This is a genomic window from Synechococcus sp. BS56D (assembly GCF_004332405.1).
Lineage (GTDB): Bacteria > Cyanobacteriota > Cyanobacteriia > PCC-6307 > Cyanobiaceae > Synechococcus_C.
Map to the genome: position 1 here is coordinate 85763 of NZ_PHQU01000007.1, position 19165 is coordinate 104927.

Annotated in this window: 19 protein-coding genes, 2 tRNA genes and 1 pseudogene; 11 read left to right on the forward strand and 11 right to left on the reverse strand. The window is 57.4% G+C overall.

Translation table 11 applies throughout. The features are described 5' to 3' along the window. Window positions 1-7: 7 nt before the first annotated feature. From crtH to CWE17_RS11155, 5 genes are all read right to left on the reverse strand, one after another. A complete protein-coding gene (gene crtH / locus CWE17_RS11135; protein ID WP_131457226.1) occupies window positions 8-1576 on the reverse strand; it encodes a carotenoid isomerase in 1569 nt (522 codons plus the stop codon). Between the two features lie 20 nt (window positions 1577-1596). Further along, a complete protein-coding gene (locus CWE17_RS11140; protein WP_131457229.1) occupies window positions 1597-2556 on the reverse strand; it encodes a cation transporter in 960 nt (319 codons plus the stop codon). Further along, window positions 2520-3935, reverse strand: coding sequence for an FADH(2)-oxidizing methylenetetrahydrofolate--tRNA-(uracil(54)-C(5))-methyltransferase TrmFO (gene trmFO / locus CWE17_RS11145; RefSeq protein ID WP_131457231.1), 1416 nt, complete (start codon window positions 3933-3935; stop codon window positions 2520-2522). Before trmFO ends, CWE17_RS11140 begins: the two co-directional genes overlap by 37 nt. Before the next feature lie 50 nt (window positions 3936-3985). Continuing rightward, on the reverse strand, window positions 3986-4108 hold the full coding sequence (locus tag CWE17_RS11150) for a photosystem II protein Y (RefSeq protein WP_011933287.1): 123 nt from the start codon (window positions 4106-4108) through the stop codon (window positions 3986-3988). 63 nt (window positions 4109-4171) lie between these two features. Beyond that, window positions 4172-4699, reverse strand: coding sequence for a gamma carbonic anhydrase family protein (locus tag CWE17_RS11155; RefSeq protein ID WP_131457233.1), 528 nt, complete (start codon window positions 4697-4699; stop codon window positions 4172-4174). A gap of 82 nt (window positions 4700-4781) precedes the next feature. Between CWE17_RS11155 and CWE17_RS11160 the strand changes: the two genes are divergently transcribed. Together CWE17_RS11160 and CWE17_RS11165 are read left to right on the forward strand one after the other, a co-directional pair. Next, window positions 4782-4853, forward strand: a tRNA-Lys gene (locus tag CWE17_RS11160). 99 nt (window positions 4854-4952) lie between these two features. Then, window positions 4953-5345, forward strand: a complete 393-nt coding sequence (locus CWE17_RS11165) for a response regulator (protein ID WP_131457235.1) — start codon at window positions 4953-4955, stop codon at window positions 5343-5345. Here CWE17_RS11165 and CWE17_RS11170 read toward each other — a convergent pair. Then, entirely contained in the window at window positions 5281-6453 is a 1173-nt protein-coding gene (locus CWE17_RS11170; protein WP_161971432.1) for an ATP-binding protein, read from the reverse strand. The two genes, CWE17_RS11165 and CWE17_RS11170, sit on opposite strands and share 65 nt — an antisense overlap. Then, window positions 6443-6826: a PAS domain-containing protein gene (locus tag CWE17_RS11175; RefSeq protein ID WP_131457239.1), complete on the reverse strand. Its 384-nt coding sequence runs from the start codon at window positions 6824-6826 to the stop codon at window positions 6443-6445. The genes CWE17_RS11170 and CWE17_RS11175 overlap by 11 nt, the downstream gene beginning before the upstream one ends. 102 nt (window positions 6827-6928) lie before the next feature. On the opposite strand from CWE17_RS11175, the gene CWE17_RS11180 reads away from it, so the two are divergent. Continuing rightward, window positions 6929-7002, forward strand: a tRNA-Pro gene (locus CWE17_RS11180). A gap of 614 nt (window positions 7003-7616) precedes the next feature. Here the strand turns inward: CWE17_RS11180 and CWE17_RS11185 are convergent. Then, a complete protein-coding gene (locus CWE17_RS11185) occupies window positions 7617-7832 on the reverse strand; it encodes a hypothetical protein (protein WP_131457241.1) in 216 nt (71 codons plus the stop codon). Between the two features lie 742 nt (window positions 7833-8574). Here CWE17_RS11185 and CWE17_RS11190 point away from each other — a divergent pair. From CWE17_RS11190 to CWE17_RS11200, 3 genes are all read left to right on the forward strand, one after another. Further along, window positions 8575-8793, forward strand: a complete 219-nt coding sequence (locus CWE17_RS11190) for a hypothetical protein (protein WP_131457243.1) — start codon at window positions 8575-8577, stop codon at window positions 8791-8793. A 113-nt stretch (window positions 8794-8906) separates the two neighbouring features. Continuing rightward, window positions 8907-9317: a hypothetical protein gene (locus CWE17_RS12085; protein ID WP_206338379.1), complete on the forward strand. Its 411-nt coding sequence runs from the start codon at window positions 8907-8909 to the stop codon at window positions 9315-9317. Between the two features lie 105 nt (window positions 9318-9422). Continuing rightward, window positions 9423-9659 (forward strand): Nif11-like leader peptide family natural product precursor, encoded by a 237-nt coding sequence (locus tag CWE17_RS11200; RefSeq protein WP_131457245.1) that lies wholly within the window; start codon window positions 9423-9425, stop codon window positions 9657-9659. A 296-nt stretch (window positions 9660-9955) separates the two neighbouring features. Here the strand turns inward: CWE17_RS11200 and CWE17_RS12455 are convergent, their stop codons facing one another. Both CWE17_RS12455 and CWE17_RS12310 read right to left on the reverse strand, forming a co-directional pair. Beyond that, the gene (locus CWE17_RS12455) at window positions 9956-10087 is read right to left on the reverse strand and encodes a hypothetical protein (protein WP_255417781.1); all 132 of its coding nucleotides are present in this window, start codon (window positions 10085-10087) and stop codon (window positions 9956-9958) included. A 205-nt stretch (window positions 10088-10292) separates the two neighbouring features. Next, a pseudogene (locus CWE17_RS12310) lies at window positions 10293-10601 on the reverse strand (glycosyltransferase); the annotation flags it as partial. 102 nt (window positions 10602-10703) lie between these two features. On the opposite strand from CWE17_RS12310, the gene CWE17_RS11210 reads away from it, so the two are divergent. After that, window positions 10704-10955, forward strand: a complete 252-nt coding sequence (locus tag CWE17_RS11210) for a Nif11-like leader peptide family natural product precursor (protein WP_131457249.1) — start codon at window positions 10704-10706, stop codon at window positions 10953-10955. 384 nt (window positions 10956-11339) lie between these two features. On the opposite strand, the gene CWE17_RS11215 is transcribed toward CWE17_RS11210, so the two are convergent. Then, a complete protein-coding gene (locus CWE17_RS11215) occupies window positions 11340-11747 on the reverse strand; it encodes a hypothetical protein (RefSeq protein WP_240789386.1) in 408 nt (135 codons plus the stop codon). A gap of 50 nt (window positions 11748-11797) precedes the next feature. On the opposite strand from CWE17_RS11215, the gene CWE17_RS11220 reads away from it, so the two are divergent. The 4 genes from CWE17_RS11220 (at window position 11798) to CWE17_RS11235 (ending at window position 19156) form a co-directional block, all read left to right on the forward strand. Continuing rightward, window positions 11798-13402 (forward strand): TolC family protein, encoded by a 1605-nt coding sequence (locus CWE17_RS11220; protein ID WP_240789387.1) that lies wholly within the window; start codon window positions 11798-11800, stop codon window positions 13400-13402. 83 nt (window positions 13403-13485) lie between these two features. After that, window positions 13486-14805, forward strand: coding sequence for an HlyD family efflux transporter periplasmic adaptor subunit (locus CWE17_RS11225; RefSeq protein ID WP_240789388.1), 1320 nt, complete (start codon window positions 13486-13488; stop codon window positions 14803-14805). Then, window positions 14802-17003: an ATP-binding cassette domain-containing protein gene (locus tag CWE17_RS11230; RefSeq protein ID WP_131457256.1), complete on the forward strand. Its 2202-nt coding sequence runs from the start codon at window positions 14802-14804 to the stop codon at window positions 17001-17003. The genes CWE17_RS11225 and CWE17_RS11230 overlap by 4 nt, the downstream gene beginning before the upstream one ends. A 38-nt stretch (window positions 17004-17041) precedes the next feature. Then, window positions 17042-19156 (forward strand): ATP-binding cassette domain-containing protein, encoded by a 2115-nt coding sequence (locus CWE17_RS11235; RefSeq protein ID WP_240789389.1) that lies wholly within the window; start codon window positions 17042-17044, stop codon window positions 19154-19156. The last annotated feature ends 9 nt before the right edge of the window (window positions 19157-19165 follow it).

The following is a 19165-nucleotide window of genomic DNA, read 5'->3' on the forward strand; positions in this document are numbered from 1 at the left end:
ACAGACCCTAAGCAGCGGATGCAGGGAATTGCGCGGGAAGGCTCCAGCTGTTCAGCCCGAGATCAGCACCGATTCGATGGCTGCAGGCAAAGCCGCTGAAAGCAACGGCATTCAGCCCCTGACCAGGGAAACAGGAATCGCCAACGCAATAGAGACCGGGGAGACCGGTGCGGTTGAAGGGCATGGGCAGCAGACCCGGCAATCGCATGGCCGGGATTGGTCCGTAGCTGCCACCCATCCGACCAAGAAAGCGTCGATGGGTGCGGGGGGTCCCCACTTCCTTCAGTTCGATCGCTGCGCTAAGCCCAGGCAGCAACGCTTCGAGTCGTTCGATCAGACGATCGGCGTCTGCCTGCTTTTTGCTGGCGTATTGCGTCGGATTCAGTCCTCGCCAATGACGGATGTCGCTCATCGTGAAGGTGTGCACAATGTGACGTCCCTGAGGGGCGAGAGAGGGATCCAGCAGCGTGGGGATCGACACGAAGATCACGCCCTGTTCGGCCTCCATCGCTCGCCAGTCCTCCAGCAACAGATGGTGGCAGTGCAGGCCCTGGGGGATGACATCGGCCCTGACGCCGAGATGCAGCGACAGGAAGGAGCTGGAGGGCTGGTAGCGGCGGCGCCAAGTGGATTCCGCGGCCGGGGTATGAGCGTCATCGACCAGTGTGGTGGCGGGTGATCCCTCTCCAGCGAAGGTGTCCCAGCGGGTGGCATTGCTGACGATGCGGCGGGCTCGCAGCTCCTCCCCATCAGCGAGCCTTACACCGACGGCACGGCCATTTTCGATCAGCACCTTGGTGACCCTGGTCTGGTAGCGGATCTCTCCACCGTGCGCTTTCAGGCCCTCCACGAGCTTCTCGGCGATGACACCCACGCCCCCTTTGGGATAGTTGATGCCGCCGGCATGTCGATCGGAGAAGACCATGCCGGCATTGATCATTGGCGTGCGATCCGCCGGCATCACCGACCAGCAGAAGCACTCCATATCGATCAGGCGCAGCAGATCCTGATCCTTGATGTGGCGCCTGGCCACATCACCCACGTTGAAGGGCAGCCATCGGGCCAGGCCGAGGCAGGCCAGGGGGGCCTTGAAGAACACCTTCGTGAGGTAAGACGGATCCTCAAGCGAGAGCAGAGGCATCGCATCAAGGCAGTTGAAGACCTGCCAGCAGGTGTCATAGAAGGCCTTGATTCCCTTGGCCTCATGGGGGAAGCGGGCACTCATGCGTTCGATGAAGCCGCTGTAGTCGCGGTCGACCTCCATGCTGAGGCCGCCGGGAAGGTGGTACTGGAGCTGCACCGGGTCGGGAATCGTCTCGCAGGTCTGGCCAACGTCAGCCAAGGCCCGGGTGAGCAGGTTGGTGTAGCCCTTCTGCCCAAAGCCGAAAATCATCGAGGCGCCCACATCGAAGGTGTAGCCGCCGCGCTGGAAGCTGCCTCCGGAACCTCCAGGGATCAGGTACCGCTCCAGTACCAGCGTCTTCGCACCCTTGACCGCCAACTGGGAGGCGGTGACCAGACCGCCGATGCCGGACCCGATCACAATCACATCCCAGGCGGGGTTGGTCACGCTCATCCCTTCATCAGCCTGGAACCCTAGGCGGCCCCTGGGGACGGGAAAGGGGATGTGGCTGTCAGGATCACCTCCGAGCGCACCGGTCTGCCCATCAGTTGATGGCAGCGTTCTTCGATGCGATGGCGAATCACGTCGATGGCCGCCCCATCCATGGGTTGGCTGGGATTGAGATACACGACCACGAAGGCGGTGCGACCCACTTGCATCACGGTGAGATCGAGAAGCCAGCAGGAGAGTCCAGCCAGCAGGTCTTCGATGGCCGCTCGTGTCGTTCGGATCGTGTCACTCTCCGCAGAAGCACCAGCGGCTTGACCAAGGGCGGTGAGAAAGGCCCGCACCGGTTCCCCCAGCACCACAGCGCTCACCACCAGCACCAACAGGGAATCGGTGATCGGCATCAGCCCGGCTAGAGCAGTGCCCTGAAGCAGCGGGGCGATCAGCAGGGCCAGGCCCGTTAGACCACTCATCAGCCCATCGATCCGGGCCGCCTTGGCTTCGGTGAGCAGAAGCTGTGACTGCTGCCCCGTGCGCTGCCAATCCTGCTGATGGCGCCAGGCGAGTCCCCAGCAGATCACCACCATGGTGATGGCATAGAAGGCCACGGGGCCAAGGCTGACGGGAGCAATGCTGCGGCCCTTGGCGTAGTCGATCACCGTGCCGAGGCCAGCGGCAGCGGCGAAGCTGAGTACACCGATCAGCACCAGCGAACGAAACAGCACATACAGGGCTTCCTGGCCGTCATAGCCGTAGGGGTAGGCCCGGTCGGGAGGGCGCACAACGTTGCGGCTGATGCGGGCCGCGACAAGACCCGAACCCACCATCACGGCGGAGTAGAGGCCATCGAGCAGTAAGGCATAGGAGCCAGACAGCACGTGAACCCAGAGCCCGGCAACAGCCATGACGGCGCTCGCTCCCACCCCGATCTGGAGGGATCGCTGCTCGATCAGGCGATGCTGGCGGGTGGCGTGGTCAGCAGCCATTCGTTCGACCCCTCTGCTGAGTTGGTAGCAGTGGGTTTCAGATGGCGGGCGAGATCATCGAGGGCTCGATCCCGGTAGGCGCCGTAGCGGGCACGCTTGTCGCGAATACGGGTGGGCAGCTCCGGTAGCAGGCCGAAGTTGGGCGGCATGGGCTGAAACTTGCCGGAGGGGGCCTCGCTAATGAAATGGGTCAGGGCGCCGATCATGCAGGTGGGTGGTAGGTCAAGGGGGGCGTCGCCCTTGGCCAGTCGGGCTGCATTGGTGCCGGCCAACCAACCTCCGGCCACTGCTGCGGCATAGCCCTCGGTGCCAGTGATCTGGCCAGCGGCGAGCAGGCTGGGCCGCCGACGGAACTGGAGGGTGGGATCCAGCAGTTTCGGTGCTTCAAGGAAGGTGTTGCGGTGCATCACCCCAAAGCGCACGAAATCGGCGTTCTCCAGCCCCGGAATCAGGCGCAGCACTCGCTTTTGTTCGCCCCATTTGAGGTTGGTCTGAAAGCCCACCAGATTCCAGAGGCGCCCGTCCTTGTCTTCCTGACGCAGCTGCACCACGGCATAGGCGCGCTTGGCACGCCGTACGTCGCGGTCGTTCACATCTCCCCAGCGCGGGTCCCAGAGCCCGATCGGCTTGAGCGGGCCGTAACGCATCGTGTCTTCACCCCGGCGGGCGAGCTCCTCGATCGGCAAGCAGCCTTCGAAGAATGTGGCACTGTCTTTTTCGAAGTCTTTCGGCTCGGCCTGTTCGGCCTGCAGCAGTGCCTCCCGGAAGGCGTGGTACTGCTCCTGATCCATCGGGCAGTTGATGTAATCCGCATCGCCCTTGTCGTAACGACTGGCGCGGAAGGCCCGGTTCATGTCAATGCTGTCGCCATCCACGATCGGACTAGCGGCATCAAAAAAGTGGCAGTCCTCCAAGCCTGTGAATGCCCGTAGCTCCTCCGCCAGTGCTTCGCTGGTGAGTGGTCCGGTGGCCAGCACCGTGATTTGCTCAGGATCGGGAAGGCGGGTCTGCTCCTGGCGGCGGATCGTGACCAGAGGATGTTGATCCAGGCATTCGGTGAGGGCCGCGCTGTAGCGCCCACGATCCACCGCCAGAGCACCTCCGGCTGGGACGGCATGGGCATCGGCCGTTTGGATGACGAGGGAGCCAAGCCGTCTGAGTTCTTCCTGGAGCAGACCTGCTGCGCGGTCGCTGCTGAGCGCTCCGAAACTGTTGCTGCAAACGAGTTCAGCAAATTCGGCGCTGTGGTGGGCGGGCGACCGGCGCACCGGTCGCATTTCGATCAGGGTGACGGGAACACCTGCCTGGGCGACCTGCCAGGCCGCTTCGGTGCCCGCCAACCCGGCACCAATCACAACAACGGAGGGTTCCGTGCTCAAGATGGTTGGGATCGAAGACGATCTCCAACCCTATCGATCCTTCGGGTGGCTCAGGCGCGGCTGCGCTTGATCATCAGCTGGAGCTGGCCTACGGCTGCACGGCCGATGTTGAACCCTGCCCAGCCGAGAGCCAGAAGGATGGGGGAGGCCACGAGGACGAGCCGGAGGTCCATGGTTCCAGACGGATTGTGCTGCCGATCTTAAGGACCGCAGGGGTGCAGCTTCGTGAACTCTGCTCAGTCCGTTTGGTTTTGCAGCAATTGAGACCAGCGCTCGGCCAGGTTGGCGTAGTGCAGCGCATGCTCTCGTTGCTCCCGCACGCTGCTCTCGCTCTGCTCTCGTTTGGGCTGGGCTGGAACTCCTGCCACCAGGGTGCGGGCCGGCACATCTTTGGTGACCACAGCACCAGCGGCAACGAGGGCGCCCTCTCCGACGGTGACGCCATTAAGAACGATGGCTCCGATGCCGATCAGGCAGCCGTCCTCAAGGGTGGCGCCATGCACCACAGCGCGATGGCCGATGGTGACATCTGCGCCGATGTGCACCGGAGCACCTGGATCGCCATGAAGCACGGCACCGTCCTGCACATTGCTGCGCGGTCCGATCCGGATCGCGGCCATGTCACCCCTGGCCACAGCCGTAGGCCACAGGCTTGAACCGGCGGCCATTTCCACATCGCCCATCAGCACGGCGCTCGCTGCCACCCAGGCCTGCGGATCGATGCGAGGTGTACCCCAGTCGGGATTGGTCTCGGTCGCTGTCATGGCATGCCAGTCGTTGCCACCAGTCTCCTGGCAGACCAAGTGATAATGTCCATGAGTGCCAGATCGGCATGCCCAAGCGGGCGGGTCGCTAGCTCAGCGGTAGAGCACTCGGCTTTTAACCGATTGGTCCTGAGTTCGAATCTCAGGCGACCCATCACGACTCCATCGTTCCTTTCGGAGCCAGTTGCCCTCTGGGGGCTTTGTGGTCAGCGTGTTCCTGTTCCATCAGGATGAAGTTGGCAGCCCCAGTTTTTTGTCTGCAAACGCTTCAGATCCCACGACGCCTCAGGTCGCTGTCGTCGATGACGATCCGCGCCTGCGCGATCTGTTGGTTGAGGAGCTGGAGGATCTAGGGGTTCACTCCATTACCTGTGTTGATGGGGCTGAGCTGCTGAGGTCTCTCCCGCAGGAGCGGATTGATCTGATCCTGCTTGATTTGATGATGCCCGGCATGGACGGACTCGCCTGCTTGGCCGCACTGCAGGAGTTGCAGCATGGAGCGCCTGTCGTCGTTGTCACGGCCCTTAGTGATCCTCAGAAGCGACAACAGGCCATGAACGCAGGTGCAGCCGACTATGTGCTTAAGCCGGATCTCTTCGCTCTGCTCCCGGAGCTGCTGAAACGTCATCTCCCCCAGATGGGTTAGGCAAGTGCAGCTCTACAACCATGCCGGACTGCTGCAGTCCATCGAGATTGTGGTTGGGCCTGCAGATCACGTCCCCTCCCATCCCCTCCATCAGGCTGCGCACCACGGATAGTCCGAGGCCGGCCCCCTCGCCGCGGCTGGAATCGCGATGTTCTTCGAGGCGCGTGAACCGATCGAACATGGCGCTGTGATCTGTGGCCTTGTGCATCCCTGGCCCCCAGTCGGTGAATTGAATCTCGATGTGCTCGGGCGCTGCTGATGCCGTGATCTGAACGGGTGATTGTCTGTTGCTGAACCTCAAACTGTTCTGCAACAGATGGCTGAGCACTTGCCCAAGGGCGTTGGGATCTAAAACCAGTTCTGGGACATCGTTGCTGAGATTGAGGCTGATGCGAGCACGGTCGGCTGCGGGCAATCCCTGCATCCAGCTCTCCAGGGCAGTGCGCAGGGAGATGGCTTCAAAACGCCAGGGGAACTGATCGGTGTCGAGTTCGGAGAGCACCAGCAGCTTGTCGAGTAAGTCGCCCATGCGATGCGCTTCTTCGCGGGCCTGCTGAAGCCGTTGCTCTTGTTTGCCTGGCAGCCTCGCTTTGCGCGCGAGCTGGTGGAGTGATCCCGACAGGATGGCCAGTGGGGTGCGTAGTTCATGGGCCAACCGGTTGACGAAGCGACGTTGCTCCAACAGAGCGGTTTCGAGCGGCCCCAGATCGCGAATGATGAGCAGCACGAAGGAACCACGAAGGCCCTCGATTGCAGTCCAGCGCAGCAGCTGGGGTGCTGACGAAGGCCCGCCACAGCTGAGTCTGTAACGGCGTTCGCCGTCCCCAAGACCCATCAGCTGCAGGGGGTGGGTGGGAGCCTCTGGCAGGACGATCTGTCCATCCAACTGCTCGAGCACCACCAGCTCAGCGAAGGGCTTCCCCGTGAGCAATGGGGTAAACCCTCTTCCCCATAGGTCAGCGGCTTTCTGATTGGCCCAGCGGATCCTGCGCTCACCATCGAGAATCAACATCGCTTCGGCGGCGGCATCAAAGGCCACTTGAAGCAGACCGAGAGACTCCCTTAGTTGCTCGATCAGAGCGTTGGCAGCTGGTTGCTCAGCAGGCATGCGGCCCCTCCAGGGGCCGGAGGGTGGCAGCGAAGCTCCAGCCGCTTGCCGCGTCCTTTTCGGCCACGATGTAGTGCTCGCTGCGGATGGTTTGGCCATCGCTACAGATGGTGGCCAGTTCCAGGGGGTGATTCACCACCTTGGATTGCTCCGTGAGTTTGAAGCGAGCAAAGCCGCTGTGGTGCTGTTCGCGGAACGAGACGGGCAGGATCGCGCCAATTGACTGACCGATCAGGGACTGATCCCAGCCGTAGACCTCGATGAAGCGTGTGTTGAACTCAACCACCAATCCTTCGGCGTCAGTGCGCACAAACGGCAGGTCGTGCTTCGTTCTGAGGGCTTCCACGGCACCGGGAGTCCAGGTTTCGCCCATTGATGCAGCAGCTTTGTTTCAGGCTAGGCAGCTCTGCGCTCTTGGACATGGGCGCCTGACTTGTGCTCCTAGGCCCGAGGCCGCCCGCTAAGCTCCCAACACCGGGGTATAGCGCAGTTTGGTAGCGCGCCTGCTTTGGGAGCAGGATGCCGGGGGTTCAAATCCCTCTACCCCGACTGACTTCTCGAGGATCACTCCTCACCGGCGCGCCCAAAACGCGTGCAAAACACCATCAGCGGGCCGCTCAGAAATGCAGTTGGTATAGCTTCAGGGCTGCAACGTGCTGTCCTGTATTGGTCAGCCAGCGGATCCGCTCGAGGACTGCTTTTTTCAGTTTCTGCTTGGAACTCACAGCTGCAACTGAGGCATTCTCCCCGCAGCTTCAGGCGATCTCCACATGCACCATTGCCGCATCAGCCGGATCACGGCTGATCTGCACTGTGATGCTGCATAGGTACACCACTAGCGATGGCCGTTCAACTTCTGTTGTTTGCTCTCTTGACAACGCTTATTCGCCTGTTCGGTAACGCCAGCGTTGTGATCTTGACTGGCATCGATCCACGGCCAGCAACCTTGCGTAGGCGTTTGATCCATTGGGTGCTGTCAGCGGTTGCAGCAGGTCTAGGCATCGCCATTGCACCTCACATATCCGCGTTATGGGGCTGACAACACATTGACCCGAGGGAGGCCCTCAAACATTGAGAGCCCTGTTTGTTGCCTGGTCTAGAGCTCAAGAGCTCCTGATAGTTCAGCGTCGCTGCTGTCAGCTGCTACAGGGTGGGGCGCTCGATCAGGTGACATGCGACCGTTTCCACGTCTCCGCTTCCCGTTCAAGCCAATACGCTGCGACGTTGGAGAGGGAGCGACCTTGCTGATCGCTAGCCCTGAGAAGCGACTGATAGGTCGACCAAGGCAGGGTGATCGTGATCCGCTGGGGCTTGCGGCTCAAGTACTGAAACTGAACGGAAGCCTTCTTACCAATCGATCGACCAGATGAAGTGGACATGCTCACTGGCTGGAACTGAAGATGTTTCTAAGTCTTTCTCGATGGGACATTCAATCCCCCCCCCTCTACACCAAGTCCTCAAAGCAGGCAAAGTATTAAGCGATACAAGAGTGAGCTCCTTGCTCCCCAGTAAAGACAGTGGTTTGTTCGCTTTTAGGCGTTTGGTGTATGCATTTGCGTGCAACTTATCTGCAGCATTTTGCTTTACCTAGGTTTACGCTTTGCCTTTAGGGGCTCTAGTGCCACTGCATCTGCTATCCACTACAGATAGTGCTCAGTGTGGGAACCATATGTCATGCGCCGTGTGGATGGCATTGATCAATACGGTGCTTCCCATGGCCCAGATTATTGCCACTAGCCAACCGCGACGACCATGGTCTTGGGCTCCTTTCCACATTACGCCCTGCACCGTGAAGGCGATGAACAGGCAGAAGAGCTGGGTAAGCCACATCAATGGGTAGTAGGCGTGCATTTCAGTTGCTTTTCTCTATCTTGACGTTAGCCAAAATCCTGAATACGCACACTTAAATATCGGTTAATGACCTGAATTGGGCTTGGTTCAATGCTTGGTCGTATCCCCGAATTGGGGTCTTCTGCGCCTGAGCCGCACGACGAGCAAGATCAAACGGTGGTTTGTGAACTAAAAACCCCGCCAATCAGCCTCCAATACCTGGCACCCTTGCACGCAGTTAGCGGGCTTTTGATTGCAGCGGGGAATACGTCAGGTACTTGCACCTGACCAATGACCTTCGACACGCAGATGTCCCTTGCGCTGCTGCAGGAGCTGCTGCTGGCGCTTCGTGCCAACGACTCCAATGGCTTCAGGGCTTGGCTGTCCCTAGGAATCGAACGGCTTGGAGAGTCTGCTGTGATTGAGCTGATGCTTGATGGGCTTAACCCAATCCTCACGACAGACGAAGCGGACAGGCTGGTGGGTTGGCACCTGGGGGTGAGCCTGTAACCAAGCCATTGCAGTGCATCTGGACCCCTGTGACCAAGATCACAGGCAGCTTTGAGGCAGGTCATCGAGTGGACCACTGAATCCGGAGATGGTGTGTGCATCGGAGGGAGGGAATGCCCCTCACAATCCAACTCAAACCAATGACCATTTCCAACATCAACGCCACCAACAACACCAGCACCGTTGACCGTCACCTGATTCGCACCGCTTCCTATTACATTGCCGCCTCCATGGCTCCACTGGCTGTCATGGTTGGGGTTGCAGCCATGAGAATCCCTGCAGAAGATGCCGGTTCCACCATTTGCGAGCGCATCGGCAACTCCGTCACCATGCGCGAAGGCCGCTGGTGCAGCCGCCAACAAAATCGTAATAGAGAGGAAAAGAGCTGGGATCCTCATGCCCCAATGGTGGCAAGCCAACTGAGCTTGAGCCAATCAGGTGTCGGTGAAGCTTTTGTTCAGAAGGGGCTGCTGCCTGAGGAGTGCGACCGACTGGTGGCATGGCACCTGGGGGTAAGCCTCTAGCCCAGACGAGGTAGAGGAAAAGGTTGCTCGCCCCTGAGTGTTTGAGTTGTTGATGTCAACGCCGTCAACGATTGCTAAAACCAGGCTGTAGCTCCACACGTTCCCATGTCAGAAGAGCAACTCAAGTCATTTATGGAAGCCGTCAAGGCTGATGCAGGTCTTCAGGAGAAGCTGGAGGCGGCTGGCGATGCCGATGCCGTCGTAACGATTGCCAAGGCTGCAGGTTTTATTATTTCTGCTGAGGAGTTGAAGAGGGCTCAGGCAGAGCTTTCGGATGAAGAGACGGAAGGCGTGGCTGGTGGGGGATGTAAAAGTACGTGGGCTTATTCATTTTATTGTTGATTTATAAAGTTGATAATATAAAAAAATAAATTTTGTTTTTTCTATGTTACTAGCTGCTCATTTTTCGGCCTACGCAAGCCCCTGCAATCGCAGGGGCTTTTTATTTCTTCATCCGCCCTCAACCAGCCCCAAACGGCTTCCGATACCTGGCACTATTTCTCTCAATTTGGCAACAGTAGTACGTCAGGAATGGCGGGGATTTTTGTTGGTTGCAAAATCCTGTGAATCAGTTGGGCTTCGATGCCCCAGCATCCTTGCACTTTTGATGCTTCTGAAACTTGGATGAACTTGTTGCCCTACACAGGTATCGAATAGAGGCTGATGCTCATCCCGCCAAGGTCGTCTGCGCTGCCTTCCTGCGCGTTATGGGGTAGGGGTGTAATAGCAGCCGTAGCAGCGAGAAGACCGACAAACAGGCGGCTCAGCATCAGTCGGAGAGCTTTGTTTGGTGCGCCAAGTATTCCCTAAGCATCAGGGGCTTTCAACGTCGCCCAAGGCCTTCTGCGCCTGAGCAACCATCGTCCGCCCATGCGGGGTGCATTCAGCAACGAGTGCCGCACCTTCTGATGCTTCAACCATTACGCGGCCGATGCAGGCTCTGATGCGCTCGCTTATGCATGAAATGCATTCTGTGCCGAGTTCATGGCGAAGCAGATTGATCACTAGAACATCGGGTTGCACCATCAGTGATCGGAGCGCCGGGATGGCCTCTTCGCGCAGGCGTTCATCGGTATCCAGCACCAGCACCCAGTCCCCCTTTACATACTCGAGTGCCGCGTTTCTCGCTGGTGCGAAGTCCCCTGGCCAATCCATCCGTTCCACCCGGGCGCCAGCAGCTTCAGCCAGCGCGACTATTTTGACCGGTGAGCCGGTGTCGAGCAGAACCATCTCGTCGACAATGCCTTTCACTGTGACCAAGTGTCTCCGTCTCCAAAGCCTCAGATTTCGTGAGGTGACTCGGAGTAATCATTTGATCGATCCACAACGAAATTGTGGCAATGTTGGCAAAGATGGCTATTTTTTGGATGCAATCGCTAATTCGTCATGTCCCAAGAGCAACTCGAAGCGTTTATGTCGAAGGTCCACAAGGACAAAAGTCTTCAGGAAAGATTAAAGAATTCGACCTCGAACGATGAAGTCCGTGCGATCGCTCGAGAGCTTGGTCATGAGATTTCCCTAGACGCCAAGCTGAAGCCTCTCAGCGACGGTGAACTTGAAGAGGTTGCAGGGGGGGGCTGGTGTGGAAACGCCTGCACCAATTGGAATTGGAGCAACGGCATGGGTACCGGTTGCTGATCGCCGTGCCTGATGGCCTCCCTGATCCTTTTGCCCCGGTGGTTGTTGCTGGCTCCCCTGCAGCCACTGATCCCAGTGCAGCCAAGACTGATCAACCGCAGGGCCTGGGGCTTTAGGTGCAGGGTGTGCTGGCAGCCTGAGGCCAGCGAAGTGCCCTGGTGACCACAGAGGTCGGTTCTAGAGCGTTCTGTGTTGGCACCAGGGGGCCTTGACCTGGCGATTCGACCCGCTTATTACCGAAGAGATGGGTGGTGCAGAGCATCGACCTGCGCCGAGGTTGCCTCAGCTTTTCGGTGGCCGGTCAAAGTGAAGTTCCGTTCTGCATTGCCTGAACACAAGCCATCACCACCGTGCGTCCCTGCAGCGCAAGGGCCTGGCCATCCGTCATGGTGCACTCCCGTCAAGCTTCACAATCCCGCTCACCTGGGCCTGAAGAACGCTGGCCTCATCCGTACGGTTTTGGGCGTTGAGCGTCTCGATCGCTGCACGGAAGCTGGAGCATGCTCCGTCGATATCGCCACCCATCAGTCGCGCGACGGCGAAGTTCTGGTGGCTTTCCGCAAGATCAGGATTGAGCTCGAGGGAATGCGCGTAGGCGCGCAGGGATGAAACGAGGTCGCCCCGGCATCGTTCCATCAGACCGAGGTAGTACCTGGCCAGCGCGACGTCAGGGGCATGCTGGAAGGCCGTGGTGGCTATGGGAGTAGCCGTTGGCCTCTCCAGTGTGCGGACAACTGTGAAACTGCTCCAACCACAGTGGCAGTGGATGGTGTATTTGACAACAATTTTCAAAAGTCAAGTTACGTGCGCACCTCAAACTGGCTTGGTTCGACGCTATGGCCTTGAAAGCCTGCTCTGCACAACTTGTTTGCGCTTTGCTTTTGGTCGTTGAATCTGCATGCTTTTCAGGTGATTCAGTCGCTCAAGCAGGAAACACGGTGCCTGAAGCGATACCTCTTGTTGATCAAAAGAAGGTTTCTCCGTCTCAGCTTGTTGAGCAGCTCAAGCAACTGCAAGATCAAATAAAAGCAAATTCGAGACCCGTTAGTCTTGCCGAGGCAATCAAGTTAGGATTGCAGAATAACCCCGAGCTTGCTAGCTCTTTCAGCGCGATTCAGCAGTTTGAGTGGCAATTGATTGCGGCACAACGGAGCTGGTACCCCACGCTTCAGCTCACCAATGGAACTCCTTTTATTGGGAGTAACTGGGGCACTTTTGTTCAAGACCAATATGCCCTGCCAAACCAGCAAGTTAAGGAGCTTCAGGCGCAGGGGCTAGGGCGTAAATCTGCGACAAAGTCTCAGCAGTTTGTTGTGCAGCCCGGCGCCCAGGTGAATTGGAATTTCCTTGATCCAACCCGTCAACCCAATATTAATGCCGCCGCTGATTCCCTTCTGCAACAAAAGTTTCTTTTTGACGTGAGTGCTCGCAATCTAGTTTTGCAGATCCAGGAGTCTTATTACGCGATTCAAAGCAATCAGCAGCTGATTAATAGCTTTCAGAAAATTTACATGATTAACCAGAAACAGCTCGAGATTCTCGAGGCGCGAAAGTCGATCGGCATGGTCACAGTGCTTGATCTCGAGCAAACCCGTTCTCAGCTGTATGGCCAGCTCAGTCAGCTTGTGCTCTATACAAGCAATTACATTGAGCAGACGGCACTTTTGGCCCAGCAATTAGCCTTGCCTGCGAATCAATTGGCCATTCCTGACCAGCCAGCACAGATGCAGGGGCGTTGGCAGGTCCCTCTGCAGGAGACCATTCGCAGAGCCATGCAACAGAGGGAGGAAATCCTCGCGAGCTTGGCTGCTGCAGAGTCTTCCAAGTGGAGCAGTGTGGCCTTATTGAGGCAATATCTACCCGTTTTCTCTCTGGTCGCTACAGGGAGTTTAATCGGACAAAACGGCTACCAAAATATCCCGGTGCCTAATGATCCAGGGTCTCAGTACGCCCGTAATCGGCAGTGGAACGCTGCGATTGGCATTGGTTTCAACTGGATGCTCTTTGATGGTGGTATCGATGCCGCTAATGCGCAGGCGTTCAAGACGCAGGCTCAGCAACAATTAGCCCAGGCGGCCCTCACGGAACTGCAAGTCACCCAGCAGGTCCGTTCCAGCTATGGCCAGTATCAGACCTCACAAGTGGCCGTTACGACCGCACGCCAGGCTTACCGGAGTGCCGAAGTGGCCCAGGAGGCGGCTCGTGCTCGATTTGAAGTGGGTGTCGGCGATATCACCAGTGTTGTGCAAACGATTCAACAACTTTCTTCTGCGGCTCAGCAGTTGTCGCAAGCAGTTCTGGGCTACAACAACGCGGTCGCTGAGTTGTATCGCTATTCGGCAACCTGGCCTGGCGCCTCGCAGCAGGACGTGCAGGAACGCCTCAAAATGATGCGAGATTCTCCCGAGCCTTTACGGCCGGATTCCTTAACGAGGCTCGGGCTATGACCCAGTTATTCAATGATCGGGCTTTACGCAAGCGTCACCGTGTTGGTGATCGTAACGGCCCTGTGCGCCTTTTGACGCCTCCCTTGCGACTCACCCTGGCGTTAGGCATCTTGATTGCGGCCTCTGGTGCGCTCTGGGCCATCTTTGCAAGAATTCCGATCTCGGTGCAGGGCACCGGCGTTTTGTTGCCTGTGAGCACGATCAATAGCAGCTTGAGTAGAACCAATGGCAAGGTTTATTGGTTCTTCGATAAACCAGTCCAGGCTTGGCACAGAACAGCTCTTAAATTTCGCAATGATCCGGAGCAGTTTGATAACCAACAGATGACCGCCTTAGCCCGAACGATGGTTCGTCAGACCGCTTCTCTCTACGACAAGCAAGCCAAATCTAGTACGACTGATCAAACCTCAACCGAATTCATGGAGAGCTTAAAGCGTACCTACAGGGGGCAACAATTCTCTGTTGGCACGCTTCTCCTTTGGGTGCAATCGTCAGCTCAGCAAGAACGTTTGCAGAGTGCTCTCACTGAACTAAATCGCACTCTCGCTGATTCCCGTGCCCAGTCCATCAATATTCAGTCGAAGCAGGCCATCCTCTCGGGTGAACTCTCGAGTCGTTCGTCGTACCTTCAAAAGATGATGGCGTTGGAGGGTCGTGGTTTTGTTAGCCGCGAGTCGATTCTCCAGGAACAGGCCCAGGTAGATACCATCCGATCCAACATTCTTGGCAATCGCAATGAACTGATTCGGATTCAAAATCAAAATAACGAAGCTTACCAGAAGCTCCGCAATGAGCTTGCCAAGTTGATCAACGAAGAGCTTTTGTTTGCCACTCGCGATGTCTACCTTTCTCAGGTAATTCCCAATGATGGTGAGCCGGTCACCCAGGGACAGGAATTACTCAAACTGAGTGATGACGATCTCGCCGATCCTGTGCTTGTGCCGTTGTTCCTCAGCAGCAAGGAAATGGCCCAGGTGTTCCCTGGGATGCCTGCCTTGGTTACTCCATCAGGTTACAAACGATCGGAGGTGGGTGGGATTCAGGCTGAAGTTGTCTCAATGGGCAAACTCCCAAGTAGCCGTGAAGACGTGCAGGCCAGGGTTGGTATGAAGTCTCTCGCTGATGTGATCATGCAAAAGGAGCCTGCCCCCACCTTGGCTGTGTTGGCGTTGAAGCGTGCCAAGAGCTCAACCGGGCGCAACAGTGGTGGTTATCTCTGGAGTTCTCGGGGGGATCTTCCCTATCCACCCACGGCAGGCGACCGGCTCGAGGCAGAAGTTACCACGCGCAGTGTGGCTCCGATTGAGCTTGTGCTGCCAGCGTTGCGACGTTTCTTCGGCTGGTCACCACCGGAACCACCAGCCACTACACCCGCTGCTTCTCAACCAAAACGGCAGCCATGAAACGCTTGCAGCGCCATCGGATCAAAGCCCGCACACGACTTCAATACGAAGCCGCTGAATGTGGCGCTGCATCGCTTGGGACCATCCTGGCCTATTTCGGCCGAGTGGTGGAGCTGGCTGAGCTGCGTTTGGCCTGTGGTGTGAATCGGGATGGATCGAACGCGAAACAGCTGCTCGTGGCGGGTCGCCAATACGGTCTCAAGGCTCGGGCTTATCGCTGCTCTGGTGACCAGCTCAGGCGCGAGGGTCAATTTCCTTGCGTTGTGTTCTGGGGCTTCAACCATTTCCTTGTCGTGGAAGGCTTTGATGCCAGCCATGCATTTTTGAGTGATCCTGCTCAGGGGCGTGTGCGGGTGGAAATGGAGGAATTCCTCGATAATTTTACCGGCGTTGTGCTCGAATTCGATCCGGGCCCTGAGTTTCAGACCGGCGGGCATGAGCGTTCGCCTTTGCTGAGCCTGCCAGCCACCCTGGCTCCCTATCGCCATTCGATCGCTGTGTTGCTTTTGGTGAGCAGCGGCCAAGCCGTGCTCACCCTTCTCGTGGCTGGATTTACCTCCACGTTTATTGACAGTTTTCTGCAGAATCAGCGCCTATATTTCGGGATTCCGCTGATCTGGCTGTTATTGATCACTGTGCTGGCTTGGCTGGCGCTGTTGGCTGGGCAGTTTCTGCTGCTCCGGCGCATGGAGCTGTTGCTCTCCAAACGGCTGACAGCCGATCTTTTCCGCAAGCTGTTTCAGGTAACATTTGCCTTTTATCAGGCCCGCTTTCAGGGAGAAATTGCCAGTCGAATGCTCCTGGGGATGCAAACCACCCAGGTGGTGATAGCCCAGATGCTTCGCTTCGGGCTGTCGCTCTGGATTGGCCTCTTTGTTTTGATTTTTGCCTTTGTGATCTCTGCCTGGTTGGCGCTCTTGGTGTTGGTGGTGATGGCCGGCAATCTGTTTCTGAATTGGTGGCTTACCGATCAGCGCTATGACTCCAATCGGCGTCTGGCGATTGAACAAGGCAAGGCTCAGGGCAAGGGACTGCAGGGGATCAACAACATTGAAACCCTGAAGGCGTCTGGTCTGGAATTTGACTTCCTCAGCCAGTGGCAAGGAAGTTTTGGCAATGTGGTGACCCAGAATCAACAGCTCGGTGCTCAGATGGCGTTGGCCACGATCACGGCGAGCGGTAGCACCTTCCTTCTTAATGCCCTGATCATCACAGCTGGAGGTCTGTTGATTATCGCCGGCAAGATGTCGCTTGGAACCCTGGTGGCGTTTCAGTTCCTTCAAGGTCAACTCACTGCTCCGATCTCGTCGTTGCCCCAACTGAATGCCACGCTTCAACATTTGATCGGCAGCCTGGGACGCCTAGACGACCTCAAGCGCAGCGACGACGACCCTTTAGTGCGCAGTTTTGCCCTGCCGGCACACTCTTCTCAGCCGCACGCAAGTGATCAGGCTCGCCTGCAAGGGCGTTTAGACCTTGAGAATCTGAGTTACAGCTTCAATCCTGTTTCTCCACCTTTTATTAGCAATCTCAGTCTCTCGATTCCGGCCGGATCGCAGTTGGCGATTGTGGGAGGTAGTGGATCGGGTAAAACCACCTTGATTCGCGTTCTCGCAGGTTTTTATCAACCGAGTAGTGGTCGTTTGCTCTTTGATGGTCAGCCCTGGGAGCATCACGGTGATCGGCTGATGCGCGACAGCCTGGCCTATGTGCCTCAGCAGGTGTTCATGTTCAACGCCTCGATTCACGACAACATCACCCTGTGGCGCTCTGGTTATCGCCTGCAGGATCTTGAGGTGGCGGCAAGAGACGCTCAGATTCTCAACACCATCACCAGCCATCCAGAGGCCTTTGCCCGTCATCTCAAAGACAATGGCAGTGACCTCAGCGGTGGTGAACGTCAACGGATGGAGCTGTGTCGAGCACTGCTGCGCAGCCCCTCGATTCTGCTTCTCGATGAGGCCACCAGTGCTCTCGACAATGCCACGCAGATGCGGGTATTGGATGCCCTTAAGGCCCGCGGACTCACAGTGGTGAGTGTGGCGCACCGTCTGGATGCCGCTTTGCGCAGTGATCAGGTGTTGGTGATGGCTCAGGGCGCCGTCGTAGAACTTGGCTCTCCGCAAGAGCTGCTCGACCACAGCGGTGCTTTTCGTGCGCTTGTCGACTCAGAGCGGGCCGGTCAGGGGGTGACGTGATGGATCCTCAACATCCACAAGCTGCTGCTGAGCAGGCCTTGCTTGCTGCGCAATCGCTGGAGTCGGCCCTTCTTTTTGAGGATGCCCCCAACGATGATCAAGACGCTTCTCTGCGTTTATTGGGGTTCTGCCTGACTGAATTGGGCCGTCGGCATCAGCCTTTGGAGCCGCTCCCAGGTGCTTCGATTGAAGCCCTGTTAAACCACAACGACATTCATCATCGCCGCGTTGAGCTCCCTCGTCATCCACAACAGGATGAGGTGCCCTTGATGGTCGTGAATCCGCAAGGGGGCACCACTCCCTGTGCGCTTTATCGGCGTGGTCGCACCAATTGGCTTTACGACCCCGTCAAGCAAACGCGCCAGCCCGTTACGGATGCCACGGCTTTTGAGGATACGGGCTTTGAAATTTACCTTTCCTTGCCAGAGCGTGTCCCTGGCCCCTTGGCGGTGTTGCGCTTTGCGTTCGGCACTGAAGTCGCAGCCTTGTTGGCGCTGATCATCACGTCGGCTGTGGTGATGGGATTCAATCTCTCAATTCCGATGCTGACCAATCTTCTGGTAAGTCGCATCCTTCCGCAAAACGATCAGCAGCTGCTCTTTCAGGGGCTCACCGTGGTGGTGTTGATCGTGATCGGTTCGGTCGCCAGCCAATATCTGCAGAATCTGATGATGCTGCGACTGGAGAGTGTGGCCGATCTCCGTTTGCAATCGGCCGTTTGGGATCGGGTGATGCGCCTTCCCATGAGTTTTATCAGCCGCTACACCACCGGTGATCTTGCTTCTCGCGTCAACTCCATCAGCCAGTTGCGCCAGCTGATGGGCAATGGTGTGCTTTCCACGTTGCTGTCGAGCTTGTTTGCGGTCAGCTATTTCGTGTTGATGTTCGTTTATGACAGTCATCTGGCTCTTTGGGCCAGTGTCTTCACATTGGTGGCCGTGCTCTGCTTGCTATGGATCACCTGGCGCTCGATTCGGCTGCAGATGCCTTTGCTTGAGAGTGGAGCGGAAATCACCAATTTTTCACTCCAAGCCGTGATGGGCATGCCCCAAATACGCAGTGCCGGTGCCGAACCGTTTCTGTTGTTGCGTTGGTTGCGTGAGGTCAATCGCTATGCCCTCCTGCAATTGCGCACCAACATGTATAGCGATGCGATTGAGCAATACGGCTCGCTTGTGTCACCTTTGGCCAGCTTATTTTTGTTTGCGGTGGTGGCTTACCGGATTCTCAACAGCCCGAACACCTTGGAGTTGAACCAAACGGTGGTGGCTTTCATTTCCTTCAATGCCGCTTTCAGCAGTTTCAATGGTTCGGTGACTGGAGCGGTCAATCTCATTGCCAACGTGGCAGGGCGTGCTGCTGTGCTGTGGCAGCGGGCTGAACCGGTGATGTATGCCGACGTGGAGCCTGGGTATCAAACCGATGCGGTGCGCCATCAATTGAAGGGTGAGTTTCGTCTGCAACGCATTGCCTATGAGTTTCCGGGCAGCAGCGACCCTCTCTTTCAGAATTTGTCATTCTCAATTCCCGCGGGTCAACACACGGCGATCACCGGCCCGAGTGGCTGCGGCAAAACCACGCTTGTGCGCATGCTGCTGGGTTTCATCACCCCGATCGGAGGTGAAATACTGGTGGATGGTATTCCTCTAAGTCAATTGGCGATTCGCTCGTATCGGCGTCAGCTTGGTGTGGTGATGCAGACCGCACGTCTCAATGCTGGTTCGATTTACGACGTGATCTGTGGTGGTGTGCAGCGCACCGAGCAGGAGGTTTGGCAAGCCCTTGAGAGAGCTGCAGTGGCCGACGAAGTGCGTGCAATGCCAATGCAATTGGAGACCCTTCTCAGCGATTCGGGCGGCAATATATCGGGAGGCCAGGTGCAGCGCATTGCCATCGCCCGTGCCCTGATCACCCAACCGAAGGTGTTGATCATGGATGAAGCCACCAGTGCCCTTGACAATCGATCTCAGCGGGCGATCACCGAAACAATTAATGCCCTTGGTATTACGCGCATCTCAATCGCCCATCGACTGGCAACGATTCAAAAGGCGGATCAGATCGTGATTCTCGAGCGCGGCAGTACTGCGGAATCAGGCCAGTGGGATGAACTAAAGAACCATGGTTACCTCCAGCGCATGTTGGCCAGTCGTTAAGAGCCAACA

Coding starts and splice junctions, on each gene's coding strand:
- crtH (WP_131457226.1), bottom strand. CDS start 1,576: ATGAGCGTGACCAACCCCGCCTGGGATGTGATTGTGATCGGGTCCGGC.
- CWE17_RS11140 (WP_131457229.1), bottom strand. CDS start 2,556: ATGGCTGCTGACCACGCCACCCGCCAGCATCGCCTGATCGAGCAGCGA.
- CWE17_RS11150 (WP_011933287.1), bottom strand. CDS start 4,108: ATGGACCTCCGGCTCGTCCTCGTGGCCTCCCCCATCCTTCTGGCTCTC.
- CWE17_RS11155 (WP_131457233.1), bottom strand. CDS start 4,699: ATGACAGCGACCGAGACCAATCCCGACTGGGGTACACCTCGCATCGAT.
- CWE17_RS11170 (WP_161971432.1), bottom strand. CDS start 6,453: ATGCCTGCTGAGCAACCAGCTGCCAACGCTCTGATCGAGCAACTAAGG.
- CWE17_RS11175 (WP_131457239.1), bottom strand. CDS start 6,826: ATGGGCGAAACCTGGACTCCCGGTGCCGTGGAAGCCCTCAGAACGAAG.
- CWE17_RS11185 (WP_131457241.1), bottom strand. CDS start 7,832: ATGTCCACTTCATCTGGTCGATCGATTGGTAAGAAGGCTTCCGTTCAG.
- CWE17_RS11190 (WP_131457243.1), top strand. CDS start 8,575: ATGACCTTCGACACGCAGATGTCCCTTGCGCTGCTGCAGGAGCTGCTG.
- CWE17_RS12085 (WP_206338379.1), top strand. CDS start 8,907: ATGCCCCTCACAATCCAACTCAAACCAATGACCATTTCCAACATCAAC.
- CWE17_RS11200 (WP_131457245.1), top strand. CDS start 9,423: ATGTCAGAAGAGCAACTCAAGTCATTTATGGAAGCCGTCAAGGCTGAT.
- CWE17_RS12455 (WP_255417781.1), bottom strand. CDS start 10,087: ATGCTGAGCCGCCTGTTTGTCGGTCTTCTCGCTGCTACGGCTGCTATT.
- CWE17_RS11210 (WP_131457249.1), top strand. CDS start 10,704: ATGTCCCAAGAGCAACTCGAAGCGTTTATGTCGAAGGTCCACAAGGAC.
- CWE17_RS11230 (WP_131457256.1), top strand. CDS start 14,802: ATGAAACGCTTGCAGCGCCATCGGATCAAAGCCCGCACACGACTTCAA.